The following is a 22,143-nucleotide window of genomic DNA, read 5'->3' on the forward strand; positions in this document are numbered from 1 at the left end:
CGCGAATGCTTCGCTGTAGGACAGTTGACGAAGGGCGCGGGTCTGAAAGGAGACGAGTATGCGTACGTTTATTGCTAGCCTGTTGGTTTCGACCGTTGCCCTTGGTGGGTTTTCCGCCGCTTATGCAGCCGATGCCGTTGATCAGATCCCGGAAGCTCCGGTTGCACAGAATGAGCCGGCTCCCGCTGCCAACTGGCAGGGCTTCTACCTCGGTGGTGCCGGCACCTACAACATGGGCGGCTTTGGCAACAAGTACAACGCGCGTGCGCTCGGCGGCCAAGTCTACACCGGCTACAACTGGCAGGCTGGCCAGATCGTTTACGGTGCCGAAGCCGACATCGGCTATTCCGGTGCTGACGGCGCTGCTGGCGGCGGCGAAGGCAAGAACGAAGTCAACGGCTCGATCCGCGGCCGTATCGGCTACGACCTGAATCCGTTCCTGCTGTACGGCACGGCCGGTCTCGCTGCGACCAAGAACAAGTTCAGCAACGCCGCTGGCTCCGACACTGACACGTCGCTCGGCTACACGGTTGGTGCAGGAGCGGAAACCTTCGTCACCAACAACATCACGGCCCGTGTCGAGTACCGCTACACCAACTACGCTGACAGCGACTTCCACGTCGGCGGCGCGAACATTTCGCGTGGCTACGACGAGCACAGCGTCAAGGTCGGTATCGGCGTCAAGTTCTAAGCCGAACATCGAATGCGGAAAAGCCGGGTTCCCAGCCCGGCTTTTTTGTTTCTGCGATGAACTGCTTGCGGCCTATTTGGGAAAGTCAGTCGAGACGGCAAGCTCACGCCATGCAGCGAGTTCTTTGGCGACATGGGCGTTCTTGGCTTCGATCACCGCCACGGTATCGCTCCCGAAGGGCATGCGCAGCGGAGGATTGTCCGAATGCGCCAGCGTGACCATCGCCTTGGCAAATCGAGCAGGGTCGCCGGGCTGCTGGTGGTTATGGCCGGCTGCGAATTCGCGCATCGCGCCGACCGGCGTCTCCTTGTAGTCGGCAATCGAGCTGGGACTAACGGCCAGTGAGCTCTCGTCGAGGAAGTCGGTGCGGAAGAAGCCGGGCTCGACGACCGTCACCTTGATGCCGAGTGGGGCCACTTCAGCAGCGAGAGCCTCGGAGATACCTTCGACCGCGAACTTGGTCGAGCAATAGATACCCCAGCCGGCATGCGACTCGTAGCCGCCGATGGACGAGATATTCAGCACCTGCCCCGAGCGCTGGCGACGCATGTGCGGCAGGACCGCGCGGGTGACCTTCAGCAGGCCGAAGACGTTTGTTGCGTAGAGCTTTTCGATCTCCTCAGTGGTTGCTTCTTCCACGGCGCCGAGCAGGCCGAAACCGGCATTGTTGAGCAGGATGTCGATCTTGCCGAAGCGCTTGACGGCTGCTTCAGTTGCCTTGTGCGCCGAGGCTTCGTCCGTCACGTCAAGCGACACGGCGAGCAGATTGGGATGATTGCCGAATTTCTCTTCAAGACCCTTCGGGTTACGCGCCGTAGCGACAACGGCGTCGCCGGCATTGAGAGCTTCCTGGGCGATGAGGGCGCCGAAACCACGCGATGCCCCTGTAATGAACCAAACACGCATGACGATCTCCTTTGTCCGTTGCGCTGCGATTTGCTTACGGAGTGAAGGTAGCGTATTGGCATAATTGAGAGAATTTACGTTGTGTTTCATAGGGTGCTGAGAAAAATTCATCAATGAAACGTGTCCGTTCGACCGATCTTGCGATTTTCCTGGCGATCGCCAACCACCGAAGCTTCAGGAAGGCATCGGTCGAACTGGGTGTCACGGCGTCTGCCCTCAGTCACGCGCTGCGGGCAATCGAGGAACGGTTGGCAGTCCGCCTTGTCAACCGGACGACCCGTGGCGTAGCTCTGACCGAGGCCGGCGAGCGACTGTACGACCGCATCCGACCGGCATTCCTCGACATCGATGCAGCCCTCGACGATCTCAACAGCTTCCGCGGCCAACCGCATGGCAAGCTGCGCATCAATGCGGCGCGGGTCTCCACCAAGCTTGTGCTGTTGCCGATCGTCTCTCGTTTCCTGAAGGCCTATCCATCCGTCGAGGTCGAGATTGTCATCGATGACGGACTGATCGATATGGTGTCATCGGGCTTCGATGCCGGTGTGCGCTTTGGCGAAAGCATCGAGGCCGATATGATTGCGGTGCCGATCGGTCCGCGCCACCGTTTTGCGGTAGTTGCCGCGCCGAGCTACTTCGAGAGCCGGAACCGTCCGTTGACGCCGCACGATCTGCGTGACCACGAATGCGTGCGCTACCGCTTTGCCGGTGGCGCCTTCTATCGATGGGAGTTCGAGCGCGGCGGCATCGAACTGGAGATCGAAGTCAGTGGTCCCCTGACATTGGGCGATCAGGACATTATCCAGGATGCCGTGCTGCGCGGTTGCGGTCTCGGATACCTTTTCGAAGAGCAGGCGCAAGCGGCGATCGCAGAGGGCAGGCTGATACGCGTGCTGGAAGATTGGTGCCCTTTCTATCCGGGCTTCTTCCTCTATTATCCGAGCCGCCGGCAATTGCCGACGGCGCTCCGGGCCTTCATCGATTTCGTCAGGGCCGACAAGGGAACGTCTCAGGTCTGGGGTTTCAGTTCGCCGTAGGCGGCAAACTTCTTTTCGAATTCGCGGCCCCAGCCGATCAGTTCGGCATTATCGGCTTCCCATTGTTCCTTGAAGCGCAGATCGAGATACCCGAGCGTGGCGGCAAGCGCGAAGTGGCCGCCGTGCAGCCGCTTGCCGATCTTTGGCAGGTGCACACTGAGATGGTTCAAGCCGCTGACGGCCTTCTTCCACTGCCGGTCGATCCACGGCTGGTGGACCTTTTCCTCGTCGCGGAAGCGCCGCTCATAAACGATCGCCAGCAGGCAATCGCAGATACCGTCGCATAGTGCCTCGAGGATTTCCGCCTCGGTCCGCTTGCCGTTCTTGGCAGGGTAGAGCTTCTTGCCTTTCAGCCGGTCGAAATAGTGCATGATCGCGACGCTGTCGAAGATTGACAGCCCATCGTCGGTTAGCAGTGTCGGGATTTTGCCGAGCGGATTGTTATCGACCAGGATCGCCGGGCCGGCATTGGTATCCACTCGGATTTCGATGGCGTCGAGCTCCAGATAGCGCGCCGCCATGCGCACCTTGCTGGAATAGGGAGACGTCGGTGCGCAAAGGATCTTCATGGTCATTCTTCCATACGGTCATGTCTTGGCGCGACTATTTCGCGCCAGCTAGAGTCGGTCAATCGTCCTTTGCCGCCTTGGTTTCGCCGCGCAGCCAAAACGCTCGATGCGACGCGTAGCGATCCTGTGCAAGATGGTCCTTGAGCGCGGGTAGAAGCGCATGCAACTCGTCCTTCAGCGTGAAGGGCGGATTGACGATGATCAGGCCGGAGCCGGTCAATCCGTTGATCCCCCGGTCGCTGCGGACGATGAGCTCGGCGCAGAGAATCTTCGTAATGTCGAGGGCCTGCAGCGCCTCGTGGAATTCCTTGATCGGCGCCCCCTTCTTCAGCGGATACCACAGGCAATAGGTGCCGCCGGGGAAGCGGCGATAGGCTTTCGCCAAACCATCCACAAGGCGTTCGTATTCGCCATCTTCCTCGAACGGCGGATCGACCAGGACGATGCCGCGTTTCTCCTTCGGCGGCAGGTGTGCGCCGAGCGAGAGCCAGCCGTTGAGCTCGGTGATCCGCACCTGATGATCGCCCTCGAAAAGCCGATGCAGCCGGGCAAAGTCCTCCGGATGCAATTCCATCGCGGAGAGCCGGTCCTGCGGTCGAAACAGCATGCGGGCGAGCTTTGGAGAGCCGGGATAAAGGCGGATGCCGCCCTCCGCGTTTAGCTCACGCACGGCGGATAGATAGGGCTCCAGCAACTCGGCGACCTGTGGAGCAAGCTCTGTGTCCAGGAGCTTGCCGATGCCCTCGCTCCATTCACCGGTCTTTTGAGCCTCCTCGGAGGAGAGGTCGTAAAGCCCGATGCCGGCATGCGTGTCGAGCACGCGAAAGGCCGCATCCTTCTTCTGCATGTAGCGGATCAGTCGCGCCAGGACGGCGTGCTTGAGCACATCGGCAAAATTGCCCGCGTGGTAGATATGGCGGTAGTTCATTTTCGCTGATGCCCGTGATGAATTCACCTGATCGACGACATTTGTGGCTTTTGGCCGGTTTCCGGTTCGAATATAGAAAAGCCATGAACATTGCGACCCCCATTCACGCCAAATCCGCCAAGTCGAATGTTAGGCTCGGTCACACCGCCTGTCCGCACGACTGTCCCTCCACTTGCGCGCTGGAGGTGGAGATCGGCGACGATGGCCGCATGGGCCGTGTGCGCGGAGCAAACAATCACAGCTACACCTCGGGAGTGATCTGCGCGAAGGTCGCGCGCTACGCCGAGCGCCTCTATCATCCGGACCGGCTGATGCACCCGCTGCGCCGAACAGGCGCCAAGGGGGCAGGGCAGTGGCAGCAGATTTCCTGGGACGATGCGCTGGATGAAATCGCCGAAGCCTTCGTCAAGGCGGAAGCCAGGGACGGCTGCGAAGCGATCTGGCCCTATTTCTACGCCGGAACGATGGGCTGGGTTCAGCGCGACTCGATCGAGCGCCTGCGCCACGCCAAGCGCTATTCCGGCTTCTTCTCGTCGATCTGCACCAACCCGGCCTGGACCGGTTTCACCATGGCGACGGGAACGCTGCGCGGACCCGACCCGCGTGAGATGGGCGGCACCGATTGCGTCGTGATCTGGGGCACGAATGCGGTGTCCACCCAGGTCAACGTGATGACCCACGCGATCAAGTCACGCAAGGAGCGCGGCGCCAAGATCGTCGTGGTCGACATCTACGACAATCCGACGATGAAGCAGGCCGACATGGCGCTGATCGTCAAGCCGGGTACGGATGCCGCGCTGGCATGCGCCGTCATGCACATCGCCTTCCGCGACGGCTATGCCGATCGCGAGTACATGGCAAAGTATGCCGACGATCCTGCCGGCCTTGAAGCGCATCTGAGGACGAAGACGCCCGAGTGGGCCGCCGCCATCACCGGCCTTTCCGTCGATGAGATCGAAGCCTTCGCGCGCCTCGTCGGCATAACGAAGAAGACCTATTTCCGCCTCGGCTACGGCTTTACCCGCCAGCGCAATGGCGCGGTTGCCATGCATGCGGCGGCCTCGATCGCGACGGTGCTCGGCTCCTGGCAATACGAAGGCGGCGGTGCCTTCCATTCCAACAGCGATATCTTCCGCATGAACAATGCGGAACTGACCGGCAAGGCGATGAAGGATGCGGATATCCGCATGATCGACCAGTCGCAGATCGGCCGCGCGTTGACTGGCGATGCCGTGGCGCTCCGCCATCGCGGCCCGGTGACAGCAATGCTGATCCAGAACACCAATCCGGTGAACATCGCCCCCGAACAACGGCTGGTGAAACGCGGCTTCGCTCGCGAGGACCTCTTCGTCGCGGTGCACGAGCAGTTCATGACGGAGACGGCCGAGATGGCCGACATCGTCATTCCAGCAACGATGTTCGTCGAGCATGACGATATCTATCGCGCCGGGGGCCAGAACCACATTTTGCTCGGCCCTAAGCTGGTTGAGCCGCCGGAGACCGTCCGGACGAACCTGTTCGTGATCGAAGAGCTGGCAAAGCGTCTCGGTGTCGCCGATCGCCCCGGTTTCGGTTTCACGGCCCGCGAAATGATCGATCGGCTTCTCGAAGCCAGCAACCTGCCGGGATACGACCATTTCCTCGAACACAAATGGTTCGACCGTCAGCCGGATTTCGAGGATGCGCATTTCCTCAAGGGCTTCGCGCATCCTGACCGCAAGTTCCATTTCCGCCCGGACTGGGTCGACGGCCCTGCGCCGAACAAGCCGCCGGCCGCTGTCGGTGCTCTCGGACCATACAAGCAGCTGCCGGCGTTTCCGGATCAGGTCGATGTTATCGAGCTTGCCGATAGCGAGCATCCGTTCCGCTTGGCAACGTCGCCGGCGCGCAACTTCCTGAATTCCAGCTTCTCCGAGACGAAGACCTCGCGCCAGAAGGAAGGGCGGCCGGAACTGATGATGAACCCCGCCGATGCGACGGCAGGCGGCATCGAGCATGGCGACCTCGTGCGGATCGGAAACAACCGTGGCGACCTTCGGATCCATGTGCGCGTCACCGAGGAGATCAAGCCGGGCGTGTTGATTGCCGAAGGCCTCTGGCCGAACAAGGCGCATATCGACGGTGAAGGGATCAACGTGCTGACCGGCGCCGATCCGGTCGCGCCCTATGGCGGCGCGGCGGTCCACGACAACAAGGTCTGGCTTCGCAGGGATGTTGCATGACGAAATTTGACAAGGCAAAAGCCGAGATCGTTGATGAAAAGACGCTCTCGAACGGCTGGACGCGCCTGAGCGACTTCCAGATCGACTATACGGATTCCGACGGCGAGACGCATCGGCTGCAGCGCGAGGTTTACCATCGCACGCCGGCGGCGACGATCCTGCTATACGATCCGAAGCGAGACACCGTTGTCCTCGTGCGGCAGTTCCGGCTGCCGGTCTTCCTGCATGGTGAGCCGGCCTGGGTCATCGAAGCCCCGGCAGGGCTGTTGGATGGTGATGCCCCGGAAGTGGCGATCCGCCGCGAAGCTGAAGAAGAAACCGGCTTTCGCGTCCGCGATGTGCGCTTCCTTTTCAAGGCCTACAGTTCGCCGGGCTCGAGCATGGAACTGCTGCATTTCTTCGCCGCGACGTTCGACACCACCGATCGGGTATCGGATGGCGGCGGCCTTGCTCACGAGCACGAAGATATCGAAGTTCTGGAAGTGCAGCTCGACAAGGCGATGGCGATGATCGAGCGTGGGGAACTTGTTGATCTGAAGACGATTGCGTTGCTGCAATGGGCCACATTGAACCGCGGGTCGCTGCGATAGCCGCAGGTTCAATCATGCGCGGTTCGTCGTTCATACCGATGTCATGAATCAGCGCTATGCGCTCCGCCTTGTCATAAATACGCGCTTGGAGAAAAACCGATGTGGCTCAGCAATTTTACTCTCGTCCTTCCAGATGAGATCGTGAGCCGCGGCTCGGTGCGCGTCGAGGACGGCGTAATCGCTGAAATCAGGCCGAAACCGGTCGCCAACGCCGCAATCGATGGTGGTGGGCGCCTGCTGATGCCGGGCTTCGTGGACCTTCACGGCGACATGGTGGAGCGCGAGATCGCGCCGCGCCCGAATGCGCCGATGCCGATCGATTTCAGCATCCATGAACTGGATAAGAAGCTGGCCGCTGCAGGCGTCACGACGGCGTTTGCCGCCGTCTCCTTCGCAACGGAAAGCGTCTACGGCCATGTCCGCTCGCTTGAGACCACCTCGGCCGTCATCGAGGGTATCAACCGACTCCAGGATGATTTGCTTATCGATCACCGCGTCCATGCGCGCTATGAGATCACCAACCTCGGTGCCGCGCCGGCGCTCGAGAAGCTGCTTGAAGCCGGCCACGTCGACATGGTCTCGCTGACCGACCATACACCGGGGCAGGGGCAGTATAACAACATCCAGAGCTACATCCTGAGCATTGCCGAGCGCCGGGCCATTTCCGAGGAGATGGCCGCCGAGATGGTCGCCAAGCGCATCGAGATGCGCAACAATCCGGAGATCGAGATCAAGCTGAAACAGGTCGTCGATCTCGCCCTGAAACACAAGCTGTCGCTCGCCTCCCACGATGACGATAGCGCCGAGAAGGTCGCGCAAATGCACGATCTCGGTGTCACGATCAGCGAATTTCCGGTGACGCTTCCGGCGGCGGAAGAAGCGCGGCATCGCGGTCTCTGGACGCTGATGGGGGCTCCGAACGCCCTGCGCGGCCAGTCCATGTCCGGCAATCTCAGTGCGATCGATGCAGCGGCCGCTGGCCTGCTGACCGTCATCGCTGCCGATTATCATCCCGCGGCCTTCGTGCCCGGCATCTTCAAGATTGCCGACCGCACGAGCCTGCCTTACGCCGTTGCCATGGCGACCCGTAATGCGGCGCGTTCCGCAGGTCTTCTGGATCGCGGCGAGATCGCCGTTGGGCAGCAGGCGGATCTCGTGGTTGTTGAAGCCGGCGACGTGCACCGCATCCGCGCGACGTTCCGCAAAGGCCGTTTCGTTTACAGCGACGGCACCCTGCACCAGCCTCGGGCGCTTGCCGCCTGAGGCCAAGAGCATGTCTCCGAAAGTGGGAACCGCTTTCAGGACAAACACATGCGTGAAAGCATAAAACTAAAGTAGGGCAAGCGAAACCAAAAGATCGCGCCGTGCTTTAGGCCGCTTCGCCGATCAGCGAGATAACGCTGCTACGTTCCGCCGGCGCTGCCGCAGCGCCGGTGCTGACGGCCTTGCCGCCCTCCATCTTCACCTTGCCGTGGGCAAGGAGCCGCAGCGCTTGCGGGTAGAGTTGATGCTCCACGGTGAGCACACGGGCGGCCAAGCTTTCTGCACTGTCGTTGGAGAGGATCGGAACGGCGGCCTGGCCGATAACCGGGCCCTCGTCCATGCCTTCGGTCACGAAGTGCACGGTGCAGCCGGCGATCCGCATGCCGGCGTCGATCGCTCGCTGGTGGGTATGCAGACCCGTGAACAGCGGCAGCAGGGAAGGGTGGATATTTATCATCCGGCCCTCGTAGCGCTGGATGAAGGTGCCGCTCAGAAGCCGCATATATCCCGCAAGGCAGAGGATGTCAGGCGATAGCTCATCGAGCGCGGCAAAGATCGCTCCTTCGTGGGCTTCCTTGCTGGCATAATCCTTGCGAACGAAGGCAAAGCTCGGAATGCCCTCGGCTGCCGCCTTGGCAAGCCCTCCGGCATCGGCCCTGTCGGAGATCACCCCGACGATTTCCGCCGGATAGTCGGCAGCCTTGGCAGCGGTGACCAGCGCCATCATGTTGGAACCGCCGCCGGAGATGAAGACGACGGCGCGTTTGCGTGACGTCGTCATATGGCGAGCGTACCCTTGTAGAGCGTGCCGGCCGCGCCCTCGGCGCGGGCAATCATCCGGCCGAGCGTTACGACCGTCTCGCCTTCAGCTTCAAGAGCGGCAGTGACGGTTGCGACGTTCTCAGCCGAAACGACTGCGATCATGCCGACGCCGCAGTTGAAGGTACGCAGCATTTCATTGGCTTCAACGCCGCCGGTCTTCGACAGCCAGGAGAAGACGGCCGGAACTTTCACGGCCGTAAGGTCGATCTCGGCTGCAAGGTGCTTCGGCAGGACGCGCGGAATATTCTCCGGGAAGCCGCCGCCGGTGATGTGCGCCAGTGCCTTGATGGCCTTGGTTTCGCGGATCGCCTTCAGCAGCGGCTTTACATAGATGCGGGTCGGCGTCAGCAGCGCTTCGCCGAGGCTCTTGTCTTCCGCGAACGGAGCCGGGGCATCCCAGGCGAGGCCCGAAATCCCGACGATCTTGCGCACCAGCGAAAAGCCGTTGGAGTGAACGCCTGAGGAGGCAAGGCCGAGGATCACATCGCCTTCGGCGATGTCGCCTGACGGCAGCAGCTGGCCACGCTCGGCAGCGCCGACGGCAAAGCCTGCAAGGTCGTAGTCGCCGGAGGAGTACATGCCCGGCATTTCGGCAGTCTCGCCGCCGATCAACGCGCAACCCGCGTCGCGGCAGCCGGCAGCAATGCCCTCGACGATCGCCGCACCCTGGTCGGGATCGAGCTTGCCTGTCGCAAAGTAGTCGAGGAAGAACAGCGGCTCTGCGCCCTGGACCACAAGATCGTTGACGCACATGGCGACAAGATCGATGCCGACGGTATCATGATAATCGGCGTCGATGGCGATCTTCAGCTTGGTGCCGACGCCGTCATTGGCGGCAACGAGAACCGGATCCGTGAAGCCGGCAGCCTTGAGGTCGAACAAACCGCCGAAGCCGCCGATCTCGCCGTCCGCGCCCGGACGGCGCGTCGAGCGCACAGCCGGCTTGATCTTCTCCACCAGAAGGTTTCCGGCATCGATGTCGACGCCTGCGTCGCTATAGGTCAGGCCGTTTTTTCCAGACTGGCTCATACTGCTCTCCGATGGCTGCGCGGGGGCGGGAAATGTCACCGCCTCAATATTTGGGTCGCCATTGCATGACACGGGCCTACATGCAAGGGATTGCATGGAAAAAGCCCCAATTTCCCGCTCTTTTGACGCAGGCCCTCTGGATTTTTAGCGCCGGGGTTGACCATTCTCTCGGCCACATCCTATGTGCTCGAAAGGTTGCATCTGTATGATGCGAAAGATCGAGACAGTCGATCAGCGGGGAATGTGATGCCACAGCAGGTTAGCGGGGCAGGTCTGAAGCGCCAGGTGATCTTCTGGCTGATCGTTCTTGCCTTCTTCATCGGCTTCCTTTTCATCTTCAGCTCGATCTTGTTGCCGTTCCTGGCCGGGATGGCACTGGCCTATTTCCTCGATCCGGTCGCGGACCGGTTGGAACGCCTTGGGCTGAGCCGCCTCATGTCGACGATCGTCATACTGATCGCCTTCATCATCATGATCGTGCTGGCCCTGATGATTTTGATACCGGTCTTGGCGAGCCAGTTCAGCGACTTTGCCGGTCGCCTGCCGGGCTACATCGAGCAGTTGCAGACATTTATCACGAACTCGCAGAACTCCCTCATGCCGGATTGGGTGAGGAACCAGCTCGGGACGATCAAGAACAACTTCTCCGAAATCCTGTCGCAGGGATTTGGATTGCTCACCGGTCTCTTCGGCCAGGTCTGGAGTTCCGGCCTTGCCGTCGTCAACGTGATCTCGCTGATGATCGTTACGCCCGTCGTGGCCTTCTACATGCTGCTTGATTGGGACCGCATGATCGCCAAGGTCGATCAGTACATTCCCCGCGACTACGTGGCGAACGTCCACCAGATCATGCGTGAAATCGATCAGGCGATCGCCGGGTTCATCCGCGGGCAGGGCTCGCTCTGCCTGATCCTGGGCGTCTGGTATGCGGTTGGCCTGTCGTTGGTCGGTTTGAACTTCGGCCTGTTGATCGGCCTGTTTGCGGGCATGATCAGCTTCATTCCCTATGTGGGCTCCTTGGTGGGGCTTGTTCTTGCCGTCGGCGTTGCCATCGTTCAGTTCTGGCCGGACTACATCTGGGTCGGCGCGGTGCTCGCGGTCTTCTTCAGTGGCCAATTCATGGAAGGCAACATCCTGCAGCCGAAGCTGGTAGGCCACAGTGTCGGGCTGCATCCGGTGTGGCTGATGTTCGCCCTGTTTGCCTTTGGTGCGCTGTTCGGCTTTGTCGGTCTGCTGGTTGCCGTACCGGCGGCAGCGGCCGTTGGCGTGCTTGTCCGCTTTGCCCTTTCGCGCTACCTTCAGAGCGATCTTTATGCCGGCCACTCGAAAGAGGGCCAGGTCGGCAAGACAAAAGCTGATCCCAATGACTGATGTGAAAAACGCTGGTCCAAGGCGCACCGCCGTCGAGCAGCTTCCCTTGGCTTTTTCGCACGATGCTGCGACCGGGCGCGATGATCTCTTGATCTCGGAACGGCTTGCCGCTGCGGTCTCCATCGTTGATGCCTGGCCGAATTGGCCTTCTCCCGTGGTGATCCTCGCCGGTCCGGTGGGCTCGGGAAAATCGCATCTCGCGAATATCTGGAAGGACCATAGCGGCGCCGTAGAGATCCATCCGAAGGCCGGCGCCAACGCGGCTATTGATGCGGCGAACGGTCCCGTGCTTTTCGAGGATGTCGATCGGGTAGGGTTCGATGACAACGAACTCTTCCATGTCATCAACAGCGTGCGGGAGAACGGCCACAGCCTTCTGATGACAAGCCGCCTCTGGCCCATGTCGTGGCCGGTGGAGCTGCCGGATTTGCGCTCGCGCCTCAAGGCCGCGACCGTCGTCGAGATTGGCGAGCCGGACGAGGAACTGCTGTCGCAGGTCATGGTAAAGTTGTTTGCAGACCGCCAGCTTTATATTGATGACAAACTGGTCCTCTATATCGTTGTCAGGATGGAACGATCGCTGAATACGGCTCAGACGATCGTCGACAGGCTGGACCGGCTCGCCCTCTCTCGCGGCACAAAGATTACCCGAGCTCTGGCCGCTGAAGTGTTGAATGAATTGGGTAATTCGGAACCGTCGGATTGACTGTCACAGTTCCGTCGTGAAACTGATATAATTCGCTTGGCCGAATGAAACGGGACAATCAGACCATGGACAGCGCAGTCACGGAGCATCACGAACCCACTCCGGAAACCGATGAGACTGCGCCTTCGCTAGAAGAACTGCTGGCTAGCCCCGAGCGCTTCATCAACCGCGAGTTCTCATGGTTGCAGTTCAATCGCCGTGTTCTCGAGGAAACGCTGAACACTGAGCATCCCCTGCTCGAGCGGGTCCGCTTCCTGTCGATCTCGGCCGCAAACCTCGACGAATTCTTCATGGTGCGCGTTGCCGGTCTGGAAGGGCAGGTACGTCAGAATATTATGATGCGCTCGCCGGACGGCAAGACGCCGGCCGAACAGCTCGATGCTATCCTCCAGGAGATCGACAATCTGCAGATGGAGCAGCAGGCATCGCTTGCCGTGCTCCAGCAGTACCTCGCCAAGGAAGACATCCTGATCGTGCGTCCGGGAGCTCTCAGCGAATCCGATCGCGCGTGGCTCGCGACAGAATTCGAGCAGGCGATCTTCCCGGTGTTGACGCCGCTGTCCATCGACCCGGCGCATCCGTTCCCCTTCATCCCGAACCTCGGCTTCTCGATCGGCCTGCAGCTTGTCAGCAAGAGCGGCCGCGAACCGATGACAGCGCTGCTGCGCCTGCCTCCGGCTCTCGACCGCTTCGTTCGCCTGCCGGATGATCGCAATACGATCCGCTACGTCACGCTTGAGGACGTGACGAACGTCTTCATTCACCGGCTCTATCCCGGCTACGAAGTGCAGGGCTCGGGTACGTTCCGGATCATCCGCGACAGCGATATCGAAGTCGAGGAAGAGGCCGAAGACCTCGTGCGCTTCTTCGAAACCGCGCTGAAGCGCCGCCGCCGTGGATCGGTGATCCGCATCGAGACCGATTCCGAAATGCCGGCGTCGTTGCGCCAGTTCGTCGTGCAGGCGCTGAACGTTCCCGACAATCGCGTCGCGGTTTTGCCGGGCCTCCTTGCGTTGAACACTCTCTCCGAGATCACCAAGGCACCGCGCGACGACCTTCGATTTCCCCCCTACAATGCGCGATTTCCCGAACGCGTCCGCGAGCACGCCGGCGACTGCTTCGCTGCCATCCGTGAAAAGGACATGGTGGTTCACCATCCCTACGAGTCTTTCGACGTGGTGGTCCAGTTCCTGCTCCAGGCTGCGCGCGATCCTGACGTCCTGGCGATAAAGCAGACGCTCTACCGCACGTCGAACGACAGCCCGATTGTGCGTGCGCTGATCGACGCGGCCGAATCCGGGAAGTCTGTCACCGCTCTGGTGGAGCTGAAGGCACGGTTCGACGAAGAGGCAAATATTCGCTGGGCCCGCGATCTGGAGCGCGCCGGCGTACAGGTCGTTTTCGGTTTCATCGAGCTCAAGACCCACGCCAAGATGTCGCTGATCGTCCGGCGGGAAGAGGGCAAGCTGCGCAGCTACTGCCATCTCGGCACCGGTAACTATCATCCGGTCACCGCGAAGATCTATACCGACCTGTCGTTCTTCACGTGCAATCCGGTGGTCGCCCACGACATGGCGAACATCTTCAACTTCATTACCGGCTATGGCGAACCGGAAGAAAGCATGAAGCTTGCGGTCTCGCCTTACACGCTACGCACCCGAATCCTTCGTCACATCGACGAGGAGATCAAACACGCCAAGGGTGGTGCGCCGGCGGCGATCTGGATGAAGATGAATTCGCTTGTCGACCCGGAGATCATCGACGCGCTCTACACGGCAAGCCGCGCCGGCGTTGAGATCGATCTCGTGATCCGCGGCATCTGCTGCCTGCGTCCACAAGTTGCCGGTCTCTCTGAAAATATCCGCGTGAAATCGATCGTAGGCCGTTTCCTGGAGCATAGCCGCATCTTCTGCTTCGGCAATGGTCACGGGCTGCCGTCGGACAAGGCGCTGGTCTATATCGGCTCGGCCGACATGATGCCGCGTAACCTCGATCGCCGGGTCGAAACGCTGGTACCCTTGAAGAATCCGACGGTTCACGAGCAGGTCCTGTCACAGATTATGCTCGGCAATATCATTGACAACCAGCAAAGCTACGAGATATTGCCCGACGGAACGTCAAGGCGCATGGAAGTGCGCAAGGGCGAAGAGCCGTTCAATGCGCAGCAGTATTTCATGACCAACCCCAGCCTGTCCGGCCGTGGCGAAGCCTTGAAATCCAGTGCACCCAAGCTGATCGCCGGTCTGCTTTCTGGCCGAAACAACAAGTAATATTGGACCTGCATGGTTGAATCAGAAGCCCAGGGGCGCCTTCCCGGTATTGCCCCGGTCTCCGTCGTCGACATCGGGTCGAACTCGATCCGTGTGGTCATCTATGAAGGCATGTCCCGATCGCCGACGATCCTTTTCAACGAAAAGGTGTTGTGCGGCCTCGGACGGGGCATCGCGCTGACCGGAAAGATGGACGAGGCAAGCGTCGAGCGCGCTCTGGCGGCTTTGCACCGGTTCAAGGCTTTGTCCGATCAGGCGCGCGCTGCCACCATGTACGTTCTCGCGACCGCGGCTGCCCGCGAAGCATCGAACGGCCCCGACTTCATCCATCAGGCCGAGACCATTCTTCAGCGCAAGGTCCGCGTTCTCTCCGGCGAGGAAGAGGCGAAATTCTCCGCCCTCGGCATTGTCAGCGGCTTCTATGCGCCAGACGGTATTGCCGGTGACCTCGGCGGCGGTTCGTTGGAATTGATTGACATCAAGGGCAAGGAAGTCGGCAAGGGGGTTACCTTGCCGCTCGGTGGGCTTCGTCTGTCCGAATATGCCGGCGGCTCGATGGAGAAGGCCAGGACGTTTGCTCGCAAGCATGTGAAAACAAGTTCCAAGCTGCTGGCGAAGGGGGCTGGGCGCACTTTCTATGCCGTTGGCGGTACCTGGCGAAACATCGCGAAGCTGCACATGGAAATGACGGAATATCCGCTGCACATGATGCAGGGTTATGAGGTTCCGTTCGATGCGATGATGCAATTCCTCGATCAGGTGGAGATTGCCAAGGACTCGAAGGATCCTGCGTGGATGGCCGTTTCGAAGCATCGCCGCGCGCTGCTTCCCTTCGGCGCGGTTGCCATGAAGGAAGTCCTGAGCGCGATGAAACCCTCTGTCATCTCGTTCTCGGGGCAGGGCGTGCGCGAAGGCTACCTCTATTCATTGCTCTCCGAGAGCGAGCGCCGCAGCGATCCACTGCTTGCGGCCGCTGGCGAACTCGCCATTCTGCGCGCCCGTTCGCCGGAACACGCCAGGGAGCTGGCGGACTGGACAGGCCGCATGATGCCCTATTTCGGCATCACGGAGACGGAAGAGGAGGCGCGCTATCGCCAGGCTGCGTGTCTGCTTGCCGACATCAGCTGGCGCGCGCATCCCGATTACCGCGGCCTGCAGGCGCTGAACATTATCGCTCACTCATCCTTTGTCGGCATCAGCCATCCTGGCCGCGCCTTCATTGCGCTGACGAACTACTACAGGTTCGAAGGGCCTTATGACGACGGCGCCACGGGGCCTCTTGGTACGATTGCAACGCCGCGATTTATCGAGCGCGCCAAGCTCCTCGGCGGCCTGCTGCGTGTCGTCTATCTCTTTTCGGCATCGATGCCCGGCGTCGTGCGCAATCTCACCTTCCAGAAATCGTCCAAGCCCGATCTCGACCTGGAGTTCGTAGTGCCGGCGGAATATCACGACTTTGCAGGTGAGCGTCTCGATGGCCGGCTGCAGCAGCTTGCCAAGCTGGCGGACAAGCGTCTGGCTTTCCGCTTCGAATAGCACTCGGCGCGGAACTGACGTTCCGCGAAAGCCGACCAACGGATGGCCCATCGACGTCCGGTGATCCGAAGGCTCGCTGCGGATAGCGGGAGACCGCATGCCCCGATGCCTGGCCCGCCAATATTGCCGATGCATGCAGCGTAGCGCAGTCCGGCGGCTATCGGCGAGGTTGACGTATCTGTTTGACATGCTTCAACTGGCCAATGACACAAACGAAATGCGGGCAGAGACATGATCACAGATATCGAGGACTTCTTCACGAAGGGATGCGGACGCTGCGAGCGCTTTGCGACTCCGGACTGTTCGACGCGGCAATGGATCGACGGCCTGAACGACCTTCGCCGAATTTGCCTCGAGGCCGGGCTCGTCGAGACGGTGAAATGGGCGCATCCCTGCTACATGCACGAAGGCCGCAATATCGTGATCCTCGGTGCCTTTCGCAGCGACTTTCGCGCCACGTTCTTCAACGCAGCGCTCATGAAGGATTCCGAAGGCGTTCTCGAGAAGCAGGGGCCGAATACCCGGCATCCCGACATGATCCGCTTTGTGGACAACGCCCTAGTGGCAAAGATGGAGCCTGTCATCCTGTCCTACCTTAAGGAGGCGATGGGATATGCAGAGGCAGGCATTAAACCGCCAAAGGAAGAAAGCGAACTCGAATTGCCTGACGAGTTGGTCGAGGCATTGGATTCCGACCCTGAACTTGCAGAAGCCTTTCACGAATTGACGCCCGGGCGACAGAAGAGCTACGTGATCAATCTCAACGGGGCGAAGACGTCCGTTACGCGCACGTCACGCATTGTGAAGTTTCGCGATCACATTATCGCCGGAAAGGGCGCGACCGAGCGCTGAGCCGAACTTTCGAACGTCCGTAGATCGAGCATTCCGGTCAAAGAAGCCCCGCCCTTCCGAGCGGGGCTTCTTGGCGAAGCCCGAGACTTACTTCGCGTTCAGAAGTTCGCCGACTTCAAGCAGGCTGAACTCGTTGTTGTCGGCCTTATCGACGGCGCGGCCGGCCGAGAAGGGCAGGTTGTTGTCGTTGCCGACGATGATGTGCGTGGCATCGACGCGATCGACGTTCTCAATCGTCACGAACGGCATGTCGTAGACGCCATCCTTGCTGCCAGCTTTCTTCTTGTTGTCGGAGTCCTTGATGTTCAGGAGGTCGATGTAGCCGATCTTGCGAACAGCCTTGCCGACGTTGGCGTCGTTGAATTCGATCTTGTAGATGCGCTTGAGTTCGGCTGGGGCTTCAAAGCAATCCGGCTTCGGCTGCTTGGAATCGGCGCAGGCTTTGTCCTTGGTGCCGGCGCCGTTGTCGCGCTCGATCACGAGTGCGGTCGAGCCATCGAGCATGTTGAAGTCGCCGATCGAAACGCCCTTGTCTTCGAAGGGGTAGAACCACGTACGACCGGTCCAGCTTTTGGAAGCAGTGTCAAATTCGATGACGCGGATGGCGGTGTGGCCGTCAACCGATTCCATCTTGCCGTCGTCCTGATAAAGCGCGCCTTCCAGCAGGCCATAGAGCTTGCTGCCGTCCTTGGACATAGCAAGACCTTCAAAGCCGCCCGAGCGCTTCAGGTTGAAGATCGGCGTCTTCGCGGTCGGGTTTGCCTGGATGGAAAGCACCGGATTGTCGGGCGACATGACCGGCTTACCATCGACCGTGGTCGCAGTAACGTCGGTCAGGCGGCCATCGGTGTCGAACTTGAGAAGGTACGGTCCGAATTCTTCGCCGATCCAGAAGCCGTCTGCGACGGGCTGCACGGATTCGATGTCGAAGTCCGCACCCGTAAGATAGCGGTTTTCGGCGCCTTCGAGCACGATCGGGAAGGGGGCCTTCTTGTCCGGATCGGAGAGGAAGAGGTTCTTGACGACATCGACCTTGCCGGCCTGCCAGTCGAACTTGACCTGATGCAGGGAGAGCATCGCGTCGCTGGAGTTGGCCTTGGCGCCGAAGCCGTTATCCGAGAGCGTCCAGAACGTGCCGTCCGGCATGCTCTTGATGCCGGAGAAGCCCTGGATCGGCTGCCCATCGAAGGGCAGTTTCAGATCGGTGACGCGTGCGCCGTCCTTGCCGGGAACGCTGTTGAGCGCTTCGGTGCGCTTGCGGTCAGCAGTGGTGAATTTGCCGGAATGCTTGAGGAACTCTGGCGCATCGGCGGGAGCCGCCACGAGCGTGTTGGCGGGCAGAATGGCTTGGCTTGCAAGCTTTGCCGGAAATTCCTGCTGGTCAGCGGCGGCTGAACCGGCGATCAAAAAAAGAAATGAAACAGAAGCAAGAAGAGTATTTTTCATCGAAACCCCCAGGGATTGGAATGCGGGTCTCGAATAGCAAGGCTTTCATGTCGGTGCGTTGACGCTTGCATGAAGCTTTGGTGACGTCTTGTGGTTGTCCGCTTTGGCGAGCGCGATGACACCGAGGCTCTGGCCCCGGCCCTTGACGGCGTGGCTTCCAAGGTCCTCGACCGAGACGGTCTCCGGCATCTTGATCCGCTGGGCAAGGTCGCTCGAGATCAGGACTGATCGGTTCAGCGTCTTGGAGAGCGACTCAAGTCGGGAGGCGGTGTTTACGGTGTCGCCGAAATAGGTGATCTTATGGTGGTCGACCCCGATTTCGGCCGTGATCACCGTACCGCCGTGGAGAGCGGCGCGCAGGCGAGGGACTTGGCCGTATGTCTTCAGCCAGTTCTCGGCATCCGCCTCTATCGATCCGATGATGTCGAAGATGCAGTTCACGCATCGCGCGAACTTGATCCCGCGCTCCAATGGCCAGCTGATGATGGCGGCGTCGCCCACGTAGTCGTCGATGGTGCCCCTGTACTTTCTCACCGGCTCCGCAAAGGTGGCAAACAGCGAGCTCAGCATCTGTTGCGCGCGGAGATCGCCATGCTTCTCGGCGAAGGACGTCGAATCCACCAGGTCGATGAACAGGAAAACCCGCTCCTCACTGATTGGCTTCCTGTAGCGGCTGAAAAGCATGCTCGTGAAGATGTCTCGGCCCAGCAATTCGCGGATGCGCAGCACGAAGATGATAAGCGCACACACCGCAAGTGCATAGAGGAAGGCATCGAAAGGCAGGACAACGGCATTGACCCATGATGCCGGACTAAAGACGCCGAGCCACCACATGGAGAGGCCGGCGATCGCGAACCCGATGCTCATCAGGATTTCGTAGGCGAAGATCTTGGCGAGGAAGAACGTCACCGTCGGCAACGCCTGCATGCGCCGGTAAAGACCACGCAGGATCACCTTGCGCTCAAAGGCCATGATCGGCATGCCGATGAACAGCGCAAAGGTTGCGCCCACGAAGGGATGGCCGCCATAGAAGCGCATGTCGTAGAGAACGCCGCTCGCAGCGATAACAAGCGCGATCAACAACCAGTTCTGAACTGGAGATATTTCCCTCATGTCGTCCTTTTCGCGGTCGCTTCGCCAGCGGTGCTCAAGCCATATAGGAACACTACTGCGCTTCCGAAAGGCGCGCCAAGCCGGCGTTCTTGGATCAAATCGATCTGGCGATGACTATGCGCGAAAAAAGTCCGCTTGATGGCGCTTAGAGCGCCACCGTCTCCACCTTCTTGCCGACGAAGCGAAGAGCGACCTGGCCCTGGATAAGCTGCAGCGCCGGCTCGCCGAAAAGCTCCCGGCGCCAGCCGTGCAGCGCCGCGACTTCTGCCATTTCGCCTTCCGCTGCGATCCTGTCGAGATCCTCGCTGTTGGCAATGACCTTCGGCGCGACGCCATGTTTTTCCGAGATCAGCTTCAAAAGGACCTTCAGAAGTTCGGCGGCAGCGGCAGCACCTTCCGGCTGCTGCGTCTGCCGCGGGGCGTGCGGCATGTCGGCCTTTGGCAAGGCAAGGGCCGCATTGACGGCGTCGATGACAGCTACGCCGGCAGCCGATCGCTCCCAACCCTTGGGGATCGTTCGCAAGCGACCGAGCCCTTCGGCGTCCTTCGGCTGCTGCTGGGCGATCTCGTAAATCGCGTCATCCTTCAATACGCGTGAGCGCGGCACGTTGCGGGAGCGGGCCTCGCGCTCGCGCCAGGCGGCGACATATTTCAGGATGGCAAGCTCCTGCGGCTTGCGCAGGCGCATTTTCAGGCGCTGCCACGCATCATCAGGATGCATGTCATAGGTCTCGCGGGCCTCAAGGATATCCATCTCCTCCCGCAGCCAGGAGGAGCGGCCTTCGCGTTCCAGCTCGGCTTTGAGATAGCGGTAGACGTCGCGCAGATGCGTCACGTCGGCAAGCGCATAGTCCAGCTGCTTTTCAGAAAGCGGCCGGCGGCTCCAGTCGGTGAAGCGCGAAGACTTGTCGATCTGAACGCCCTTGGTGCGGCTGACCAGCTGATCATAGGAGACCGAGTCGCCGAAGCCACATACCATCGCGGCAACCTGCGTATCGAAGATCGGATGCGGGATCAGTCCGCCGCGGTTGTAGATGATTTCGATATCCTGGCGCGCGGCATGGAAGACCTTTAGGACGGCCGGATTGGCCATCAACTCGAAGAACGGTCGGAGGTCGAGACCGTTGGCGAGCGGGTCGACCAGCACCTCGGTCGTCGGGCTTGCCATCTGGATCAGGCAGAGTTCCGGCCAGAACGTCGTCTCTCGGAGAAACTCGGTGTCGATGGTAATGAATTCTGACTTGGCCAGCTCTTTGCAGGCCGCCTCCAAATCGGCGGTAGTTTCGATCATCTCAATTCATTCGCAGGATAGACATAGTTGAACCTTCCTTCTCCTTTCGGCCGGATATGTCAACTAGAACCCGCAAAGACCTATCAAACAACTCTAACATAACTGGTCATACCGGTCTTTTGATGTTCGATGATGTGGCAATGCAGCACCCAGTCGCCGAGATTGTCGGCCACGAAGGCGAGCTGCACCTTTTCGTCAGGCTGGACGAGATAAGTGTCGCTGACAAGGGGCGTGACATCCCGCGTCGATGACGACAGAACCGTAAAACTCATGCCGTGCAGGTGGATGGGGTGCGTGTGCGGCGTCACGTTTTCGAGCTGCAGGATGTAGCTTTTGCCAAGTTTCAGTTCTGCCAGGGGCGCAGTCGGGTCTGGCCCGTCACCTGGCCACGGCACTTTGTTGATGGCCCAGAAGTTGTAGCCCAGCGTGCCACAGATGCTGTCGGCCGCTCCGCTTTCTGCCGTGGCGCTGAGGACGAGCGGGATCTTCTCTGCGGAAGACAGGTCGGCTTTGGCCACAGGGTTCTCGCCGAGCGCGGCGAGATCGCCGACATTGCGCTTCAGCGATGTTCCGACGGCTCGAAGCTTGGCGATCGTCTTCGGTGTTGTACCGCGGATGTCTTCAAGCGCGGCAATGGCGCCTTCGCTATCCGGCATCCGCACGACGAGATCGAGACGCTGGCCGGGGCCGATCAGCAGCAGATCGAGCGAGAAACGTTTTGGCACCGGATTGCCGTCGATCGCGATGATCGTCGCCTCGGCCCCTTGCATCCTCAACGAAAAGATGCGGGTGACGTCGGTCGCGGCGATCCGCAGCCGAACGAGGCCGCCGGCGGGCGCATCATACTGGGGCTCCTGACGCCAATTGGCTGTCCTGACAGTGCCGTAGGTGCCGCTCTTTGCCGCGTCGCGCGGGCGGAAAGCCGCAATGAACTGGCCATCGCCGCCGAGGCGCCAGTCGCGCAAGTTGAGCAAGACCTCTTCGTCGAATTTGGGGTCATCAGGATCCTCCACCACGAGAAGGCCTGTCATGCCGTGACCCATTTGCGTCAGCGTGTTGCAATGCGGGTGGTACCAGAAGGTGCCGGCATCCGGCGGGGTGAAGGCGTAGTCGAAGCTGTCGCCGGTATAGACGTAGGGCTGTGTCAGGAAGGGCACCCCGTCCATCTTGTTGGCGATTCTCAGACCGTGCCAGTGGATCGTCGTCGGCTCGTCGAGCGTATTCGTGAGCCTGGCAGCAAAAGGCTTCCCCTTCGTCATTCGCAAGATGGGCGGCATGCCGCCATCGCCCCAGGTCATGATGTCCTTCGTGATGCCTGCGTCGGTGATACCAGCGGTCGTCTTCACGGCCTTCAGCACCTGCGGCGCGGGTGCAGCCTCCGCCAGCCCGAACTTGTCCGCGATCCCGATCCCTACGCCGTAGGCACCTGCGACTGCAGACGTTTTCAGCAGATTGCGGCGAGTGAGAAGAGGCATTTCGAGGCTCCACACGAACGATATCG

General features: G+C 60.5%; 19 protein-coding genes. 10 read left to right on the top strand and 9 right to left on the bottom strand.

Going from position 1 to position 22,143, the window contains the following annotated elements; genetic code table 11:
- Positions 1-58: 58 nt before the first annotated feature.
- Positions 59-691: an outer membrane protein gene (locus C934_RS0124250; RefSeq protein WP_018116866.1), complete on the top strand. Its 633-nt coding sequence runs from the start codon at positions 59-61 to the stop codon at positions 689-691.
- A 72-nt stretch (positions 692-763) separates the two neighbouring features.
- On the opposite strand, the gene C934_RS0124255 is transcribed toward C934_RS0124250, so the two are convergent.
- Positions 764-1,597, bottom strand: a complete 834-nt coding sequence (locus tag C934_RS0124255) for an oxidoreductase (RefSeq protein WP_018859169.1) — start codon at positions 1,595-1,597, stop codon at positions 764-766.
- A gap of 113 nt (positions 1,598-1,710) precedes the next feature.
- Between C934_RS0124255 and C934_RS0124260 the strand changes: the two genes are divergently transcribed.
- On the top strand, positions 1,711-2,634 hold the full coding sequence (locus C934_RS0124260; RefSeq protein WP_018859170.1) for a LysR family transcriptional regulator: 924 nt from the start codon (positions 1,711-1,713) through the stop codon (positions 2,632-2,634).
- On the opposite strand, the gene C934_RS0124265 is transcribed toward C934_RS0124260, so the two are convergent.
- A complete protein-coding gene (locus C934_RS0124265) occupies positions 2,607-3,203 on the bottom strand; it encodes a glutathione S-transferase (protein WP_018859171.1) in 597 nt (198 codons plus the stop codon). The genes C934_RS0124260 and C934_RS0124265 overlap by 28 nt on opposite strands.
- A gap of 58 nt (positions 3,204-3,261) precedes the next feature.
- Positions 3,262-4,131, bottom strand: a complete 870-nt coding sequence (locus tag C934_RS0124270) for a 23S rRNA (adenine(2030)-N(6))-methyltransferase RlmJ (RefSeq protein ID WP_018859172.1) — start codon at positions 4,129-4,131, stop codon at positions 3,262-3,264.
- Between the two features lie 83 nt (positions 4,132-4,214).
- Between C934_RS0124270 and C934_RS0124275 the strand changes: the two genes are divergently transcribed.
- The 3 genes from C934_RS0124275 to C934_RS0124285 all read left to right on the top strand — a co-directional run bounded on the left by C934_RS0124275 (position 4,215) and on the right by C934_RS0124285 (position 8,206).
- A complete protein-coding gene (locus tag C934_RS0124275; protein WP_026372046.1) occupies positions 4,215-6,353 on the top strand; it encodes a molybdopterin-containing oxidoreductase family protein in 2,139 nt (712 codons plus the stop codon).
- Entirely contained in the window at positions 6,350-6,943 is a 594-nt protein-coding gene (locus tag C934_RS0124280; RefSeq protein ID WP_018859174.1) for an NUDIX domain-containing protein, read from the top strand. The genes C934_RS0124275 and C934_RS0124280 overlap by 4 nt, the downstream gene beginning before the upstream one ends.
- Positions 6,944-7,042: 99 nt before the next feature.
- A complete protein-coding gene (locus C934_RS0124285; protein WP_018859175.1) occupies positions 7,043-8,206 on the top strand; it encodes an alpha-D-ribose 1-methylphosphonate 5-triphosphate diphosphatase in 1,164 nt (387 codons plus the stop codon).
- 106 nt (positions 8,207-8,312) lie between these two features.
- Here the strand turns inward: C934_RS0124285 and purN are convergent, their stop codons facing one another.
- Both purN and purM read right to left on the bottom strand, forming a co-directional pair.
- On the bottom strand, positions 8,313-8,987 hold the full coding sequence (purN, locus tag C934_RS0124290; protein ID WP_018859176.1) for a phosphoribosylglycinamide formyltransferase: 675 nt from the start codon (positions 8,985-8,987) through the stop codon (positions 8,313-8,315).
- Positions 8,984-10,057 (bottom strand): phosphoribosylformylglycinamidine cyclo-ligase, encoded by a 1,074-nt coding sequence (gene purM, locus C934_RS0124295; protein WP_018116875.1) that lies wholly within the window; start codon positions 10,055-10,057, stop codon positions 8,984-8,986. The genes purN and purM overlap by 4 nt, the downstream gene beginning before the upstream one ends.
- Before the next feature lie 246 nt (positions 10,058-10,303).
- Between purM and C934_RS0124300 the strand changes: the two genes are divergently transcribed.
- From C934_RS0124300 to C934_RS0124320, 5 genes are all read left to right on the top strand, one after another.
- The gene (locus tag C934_RS0124300) at positions 10,304-11,428 is read left to right on the top strand and encodes an AI-2E family transporter (protein ID WP_018859177.1); all 1,125 of its coding nucleotides are present in this window, start codon (positions 10,304-10,306) and stop codon (positions 11,426-11,428) included.
- Positions 11,421-12,134 (top strand): DnaA regulatory inactivator HdaA, encoded by a 714-nt coding sequence (gene hdaA / locus C934_RS0124305; protein WP_018859178.1) that lies wholly within the window; start codon positions 11,421-11,423, stop codon positions 12,132-12,134. The genes C934_RS0124300 and hdaA overlap by 8 nt, the downstream gene beginning before the upstream one ends.
- Positions 12,135-12,199: 65 nt before the next feature.
- Positions 12,200-14,404, top strand: coding sequence for an RNA degradosome polyphosphate kinase (locus C934_RS0124310; protein ID WP_026372047.1), 2,205 nt, complete (start codon positions 12,200-12,202; stop codon positions 14,402-14,404).
- A gap of 12 nt (positions 14,405-14,416) precedes the next feature.
- Positions 14,417-15,940: an exopolyphosphatase gene (gene ppx, locus C934_RS0124315; protein ID WP_018116879.1), complete on the top strand. Its 1,524-nt coding sequence runs from the start codon at positions 14,417-14,419 to the stop codon at positions 15,938-15,940.
- Between the two features lie 231 nt (positions 15,941-16,171).
- Positions 16,172-16,792 carry a YdeI/OmpD-associated family protein gene (locus tag C934_RS0124320; protein WP_018859180.1) on the top strand — a complete coding sequence of 207 codons (621 nt, stop codon included), beginning with the start codon at positions 16,172-16,174 and terminating at the stop codon, positions 16,790-16,792.
- An 87-nt stretch (positions 16,793-16,879) separates the two neighbouring features.
- On the opposite strand, the gene C934_RS0124325 is transcribed toward C934_RS0124320, so the two are convergent.
- The 4 genes from C934_RS0124325 to C934_RS0124340 form a co-directional block, all read right to left on the bottom strand.
- Positions 16,880-18,238 carry an esterase-like activity of phytase family protein gene (locus C934_RS0124325; RefSeq protein WP_018859181.1) on the bottom strand — a complete coding sequence of 453 codons (1,359 nt, stop codon included), beginning with the start codon at positions 18,236-18,238 and terminating at the stop codon, positions 16,880-16,882.
- 45 nt (positions 18,239-18,283) lie between these two features.
- Complete coding sequence (locus C934_RS0124330) at positions 18,284-19,351, bottom strand: adenylate/guanylate cyclase domain-containing protein (protein ID WP_026372048.1); 1,068 nt, start codon at positions 19,349-19,351, stop codon at positions 18,284-18,286.
- Between the two features lie 145 nt (positions 19,352-19,496).
- The gene (gene rnd / locus C934_RS0124335; RefSeq protein ID WP_018859183.1) at positions 19,497-20,642 is read right to left on the bottom strand and encodes a ribonuclease D; all 1,146 of its coding nucleotides are present in this window, start codon (positions 20,640-20,642) and stop codon (positions 19,497-19,499) included.
- Positions 20,643-20,725: 83 nt separating this feature from the next.
- Positions 20,726-22,117: a multicopper oxidase family protein gene (locus C934_RS0124340; protein ID WP_018859184.1), complete on the bottom strand. Its 1,392-nt coding sequence runs from the start codon at positions 22,115-22,117 to the stop codon at positions 20,726-20,728.
- Positions 22,118-22,143: the final 26 nt, after the last annotated feature.

The organism is Rhizobium sp. 42MFCr.1 (genome assembly GCF_000377185.1).
GTDB classification, from domain to species: domain Bacteria; phylum Pseudomonadota; class Alphaproteobacteria; order Rhizobiales; family Rhizobiaceae; genus Rhizobium; species Rhizobium altiplani.

What these genes read in the sequence shown, in the direction of transcription:
- C934_RS0124250 (WP_018116866.1), top strand. Translation starts at nt 59, where the DNA reads ATGCGTACGTTTATTGCTAGCCTGTTGGTTTCGACCGTTGCCCTTGGT.
- C934_RS0124255 (WP_018859169.1), bottom strand. Translation starts at nt 1,597, where the DNA reads ATGCGTGTTTGGTTCATTACAGGGGCATCGCGTGGTTTCGGCGCCCTC.
- C934_RS0124260 (WP_018859170.1), top strand. Translation starts at nt 1,711, where the DNA reads ATGAAACGTGTCCGTTCGACCGATCTTGCGATTTTCCTGGCGATCGCC.
- C934_RS0124265 (WP_018859171.1), bottom strand. Translation starts at nt 3,203, where the DNA reads ATGAAGATCCTTTGCGCACCGACGTCTCCCTATTCCAGCAAGGTGCGC.
- C934_RS0124270 (WP_018859172.1), bottom strand. Translation starts at nt 4,131, where the DNA reads ATGAACTACCGCCATATCTACCACGCGGGCAATTTTGCCGATGTGCTC.
- C934_RS0124275 (WP_026372046.1), top strand. Translation starts at nt 4,215, where the DNA reads ATGAACATTGCGACCCCCATTCACGCCAAATCCGCCAAGTCGAATGTT.
- C934_RS0124280 (WP_018859174.1), top strand. Translation starts at nt 6,350, where the DNA reads ATGACGAAATTTGACAAGGCAAAAGCCGAGATCGTTGATGAAAAGACG.
- C934_RS0124285 (WP_018859175.1), top strand. Translation starts at nt 7,043, where the DNA reads ATGTGGCTCAGCAATTTTACTCTCGTCCTTCCAGATGAGATCGTGAGC.
- purN (WP_018859176.1), bottom strand. Translation starts at nt 8,987, where the DNA reads ATGACGACGTCACGCAAACGCGCCGTCGTCTTCATCTCCGGCGGCGGT.
- purM (WP_018116875.1), bottom strand. Translation starts at nt 10,057, where the DNA reads ATGAGCCAGTCTGGAAAAAACGGCCTGACCTATAGCGACGCAGGCGTC.
- C934_RS0124300 (WP_018859177.1), top strand. Translation starts at nt 10,304, where the DNA reads ATGCCACAGCAGGTTAGCGGGGCAGGTCTGAAGCGCCAGGTGATCTTC.
- hdaA (WP_018859178.1), top strand. Translation starts at nt 11,421, where the DNA reads ATGACTGATGTGAAAAACGCTGGTCCAAGGCGCACCGCCGTCGAGCAG.
- C934_RS0124310 (WP_026372047.1), top strand. Translation starts at nt 12,200, where the DNA reads ATGGACAGCGCAGTCACGGAGCATCACGAACCCACTCCGGAAACCGAT.
- ppx (WP_018116879.1), top strand. Translation starts at nt 14,417, where the DNA reads ATGGTTGAATCAGAAGCCCAGGGGCGCCTTCCCGGTATTGCCCCGGTC.
- C934_RS0124320 (WP_018859180.1), top strand. Translation starts at nt 16,172, where the DNA reads ATGATCACAGATATCGAGGACTTCTTCACGAAGGGATGCGGACGCTGC.
- C934_RS0124325 (WP_018859181.1), bottom strand. Translation starts at nt 18,238, where the DNA reads ATGAAAAATACTCTTCTTGCTTCTGTTTCATTTCTTTTTTTGATCGCC.
- C934_RS0124330 (WP_026372048.1), bottom strand. Translation starts at nt 19,351, where the DNA reads ATGAGGGAAATATCTCCAGTTCAGAACTGGTTGTTGATCGCGCTTGTT.
- rnd (WP_018859183.1), bottom strand. Translation starts at nt 20,642, where the DNA reads ATGATCGAAACTACCGCCGATTTGGAGGCGGCCTGCAAAGAGCTGGCC.
- C934_RS0124340 (WP_018859184.1), bottom strand. Translation starts at nt 22,117, where the DNA reads ATGCCTCTTCTCACTCGCCGCAATCTGCTGAAAACGTCTGCAGTCGCA.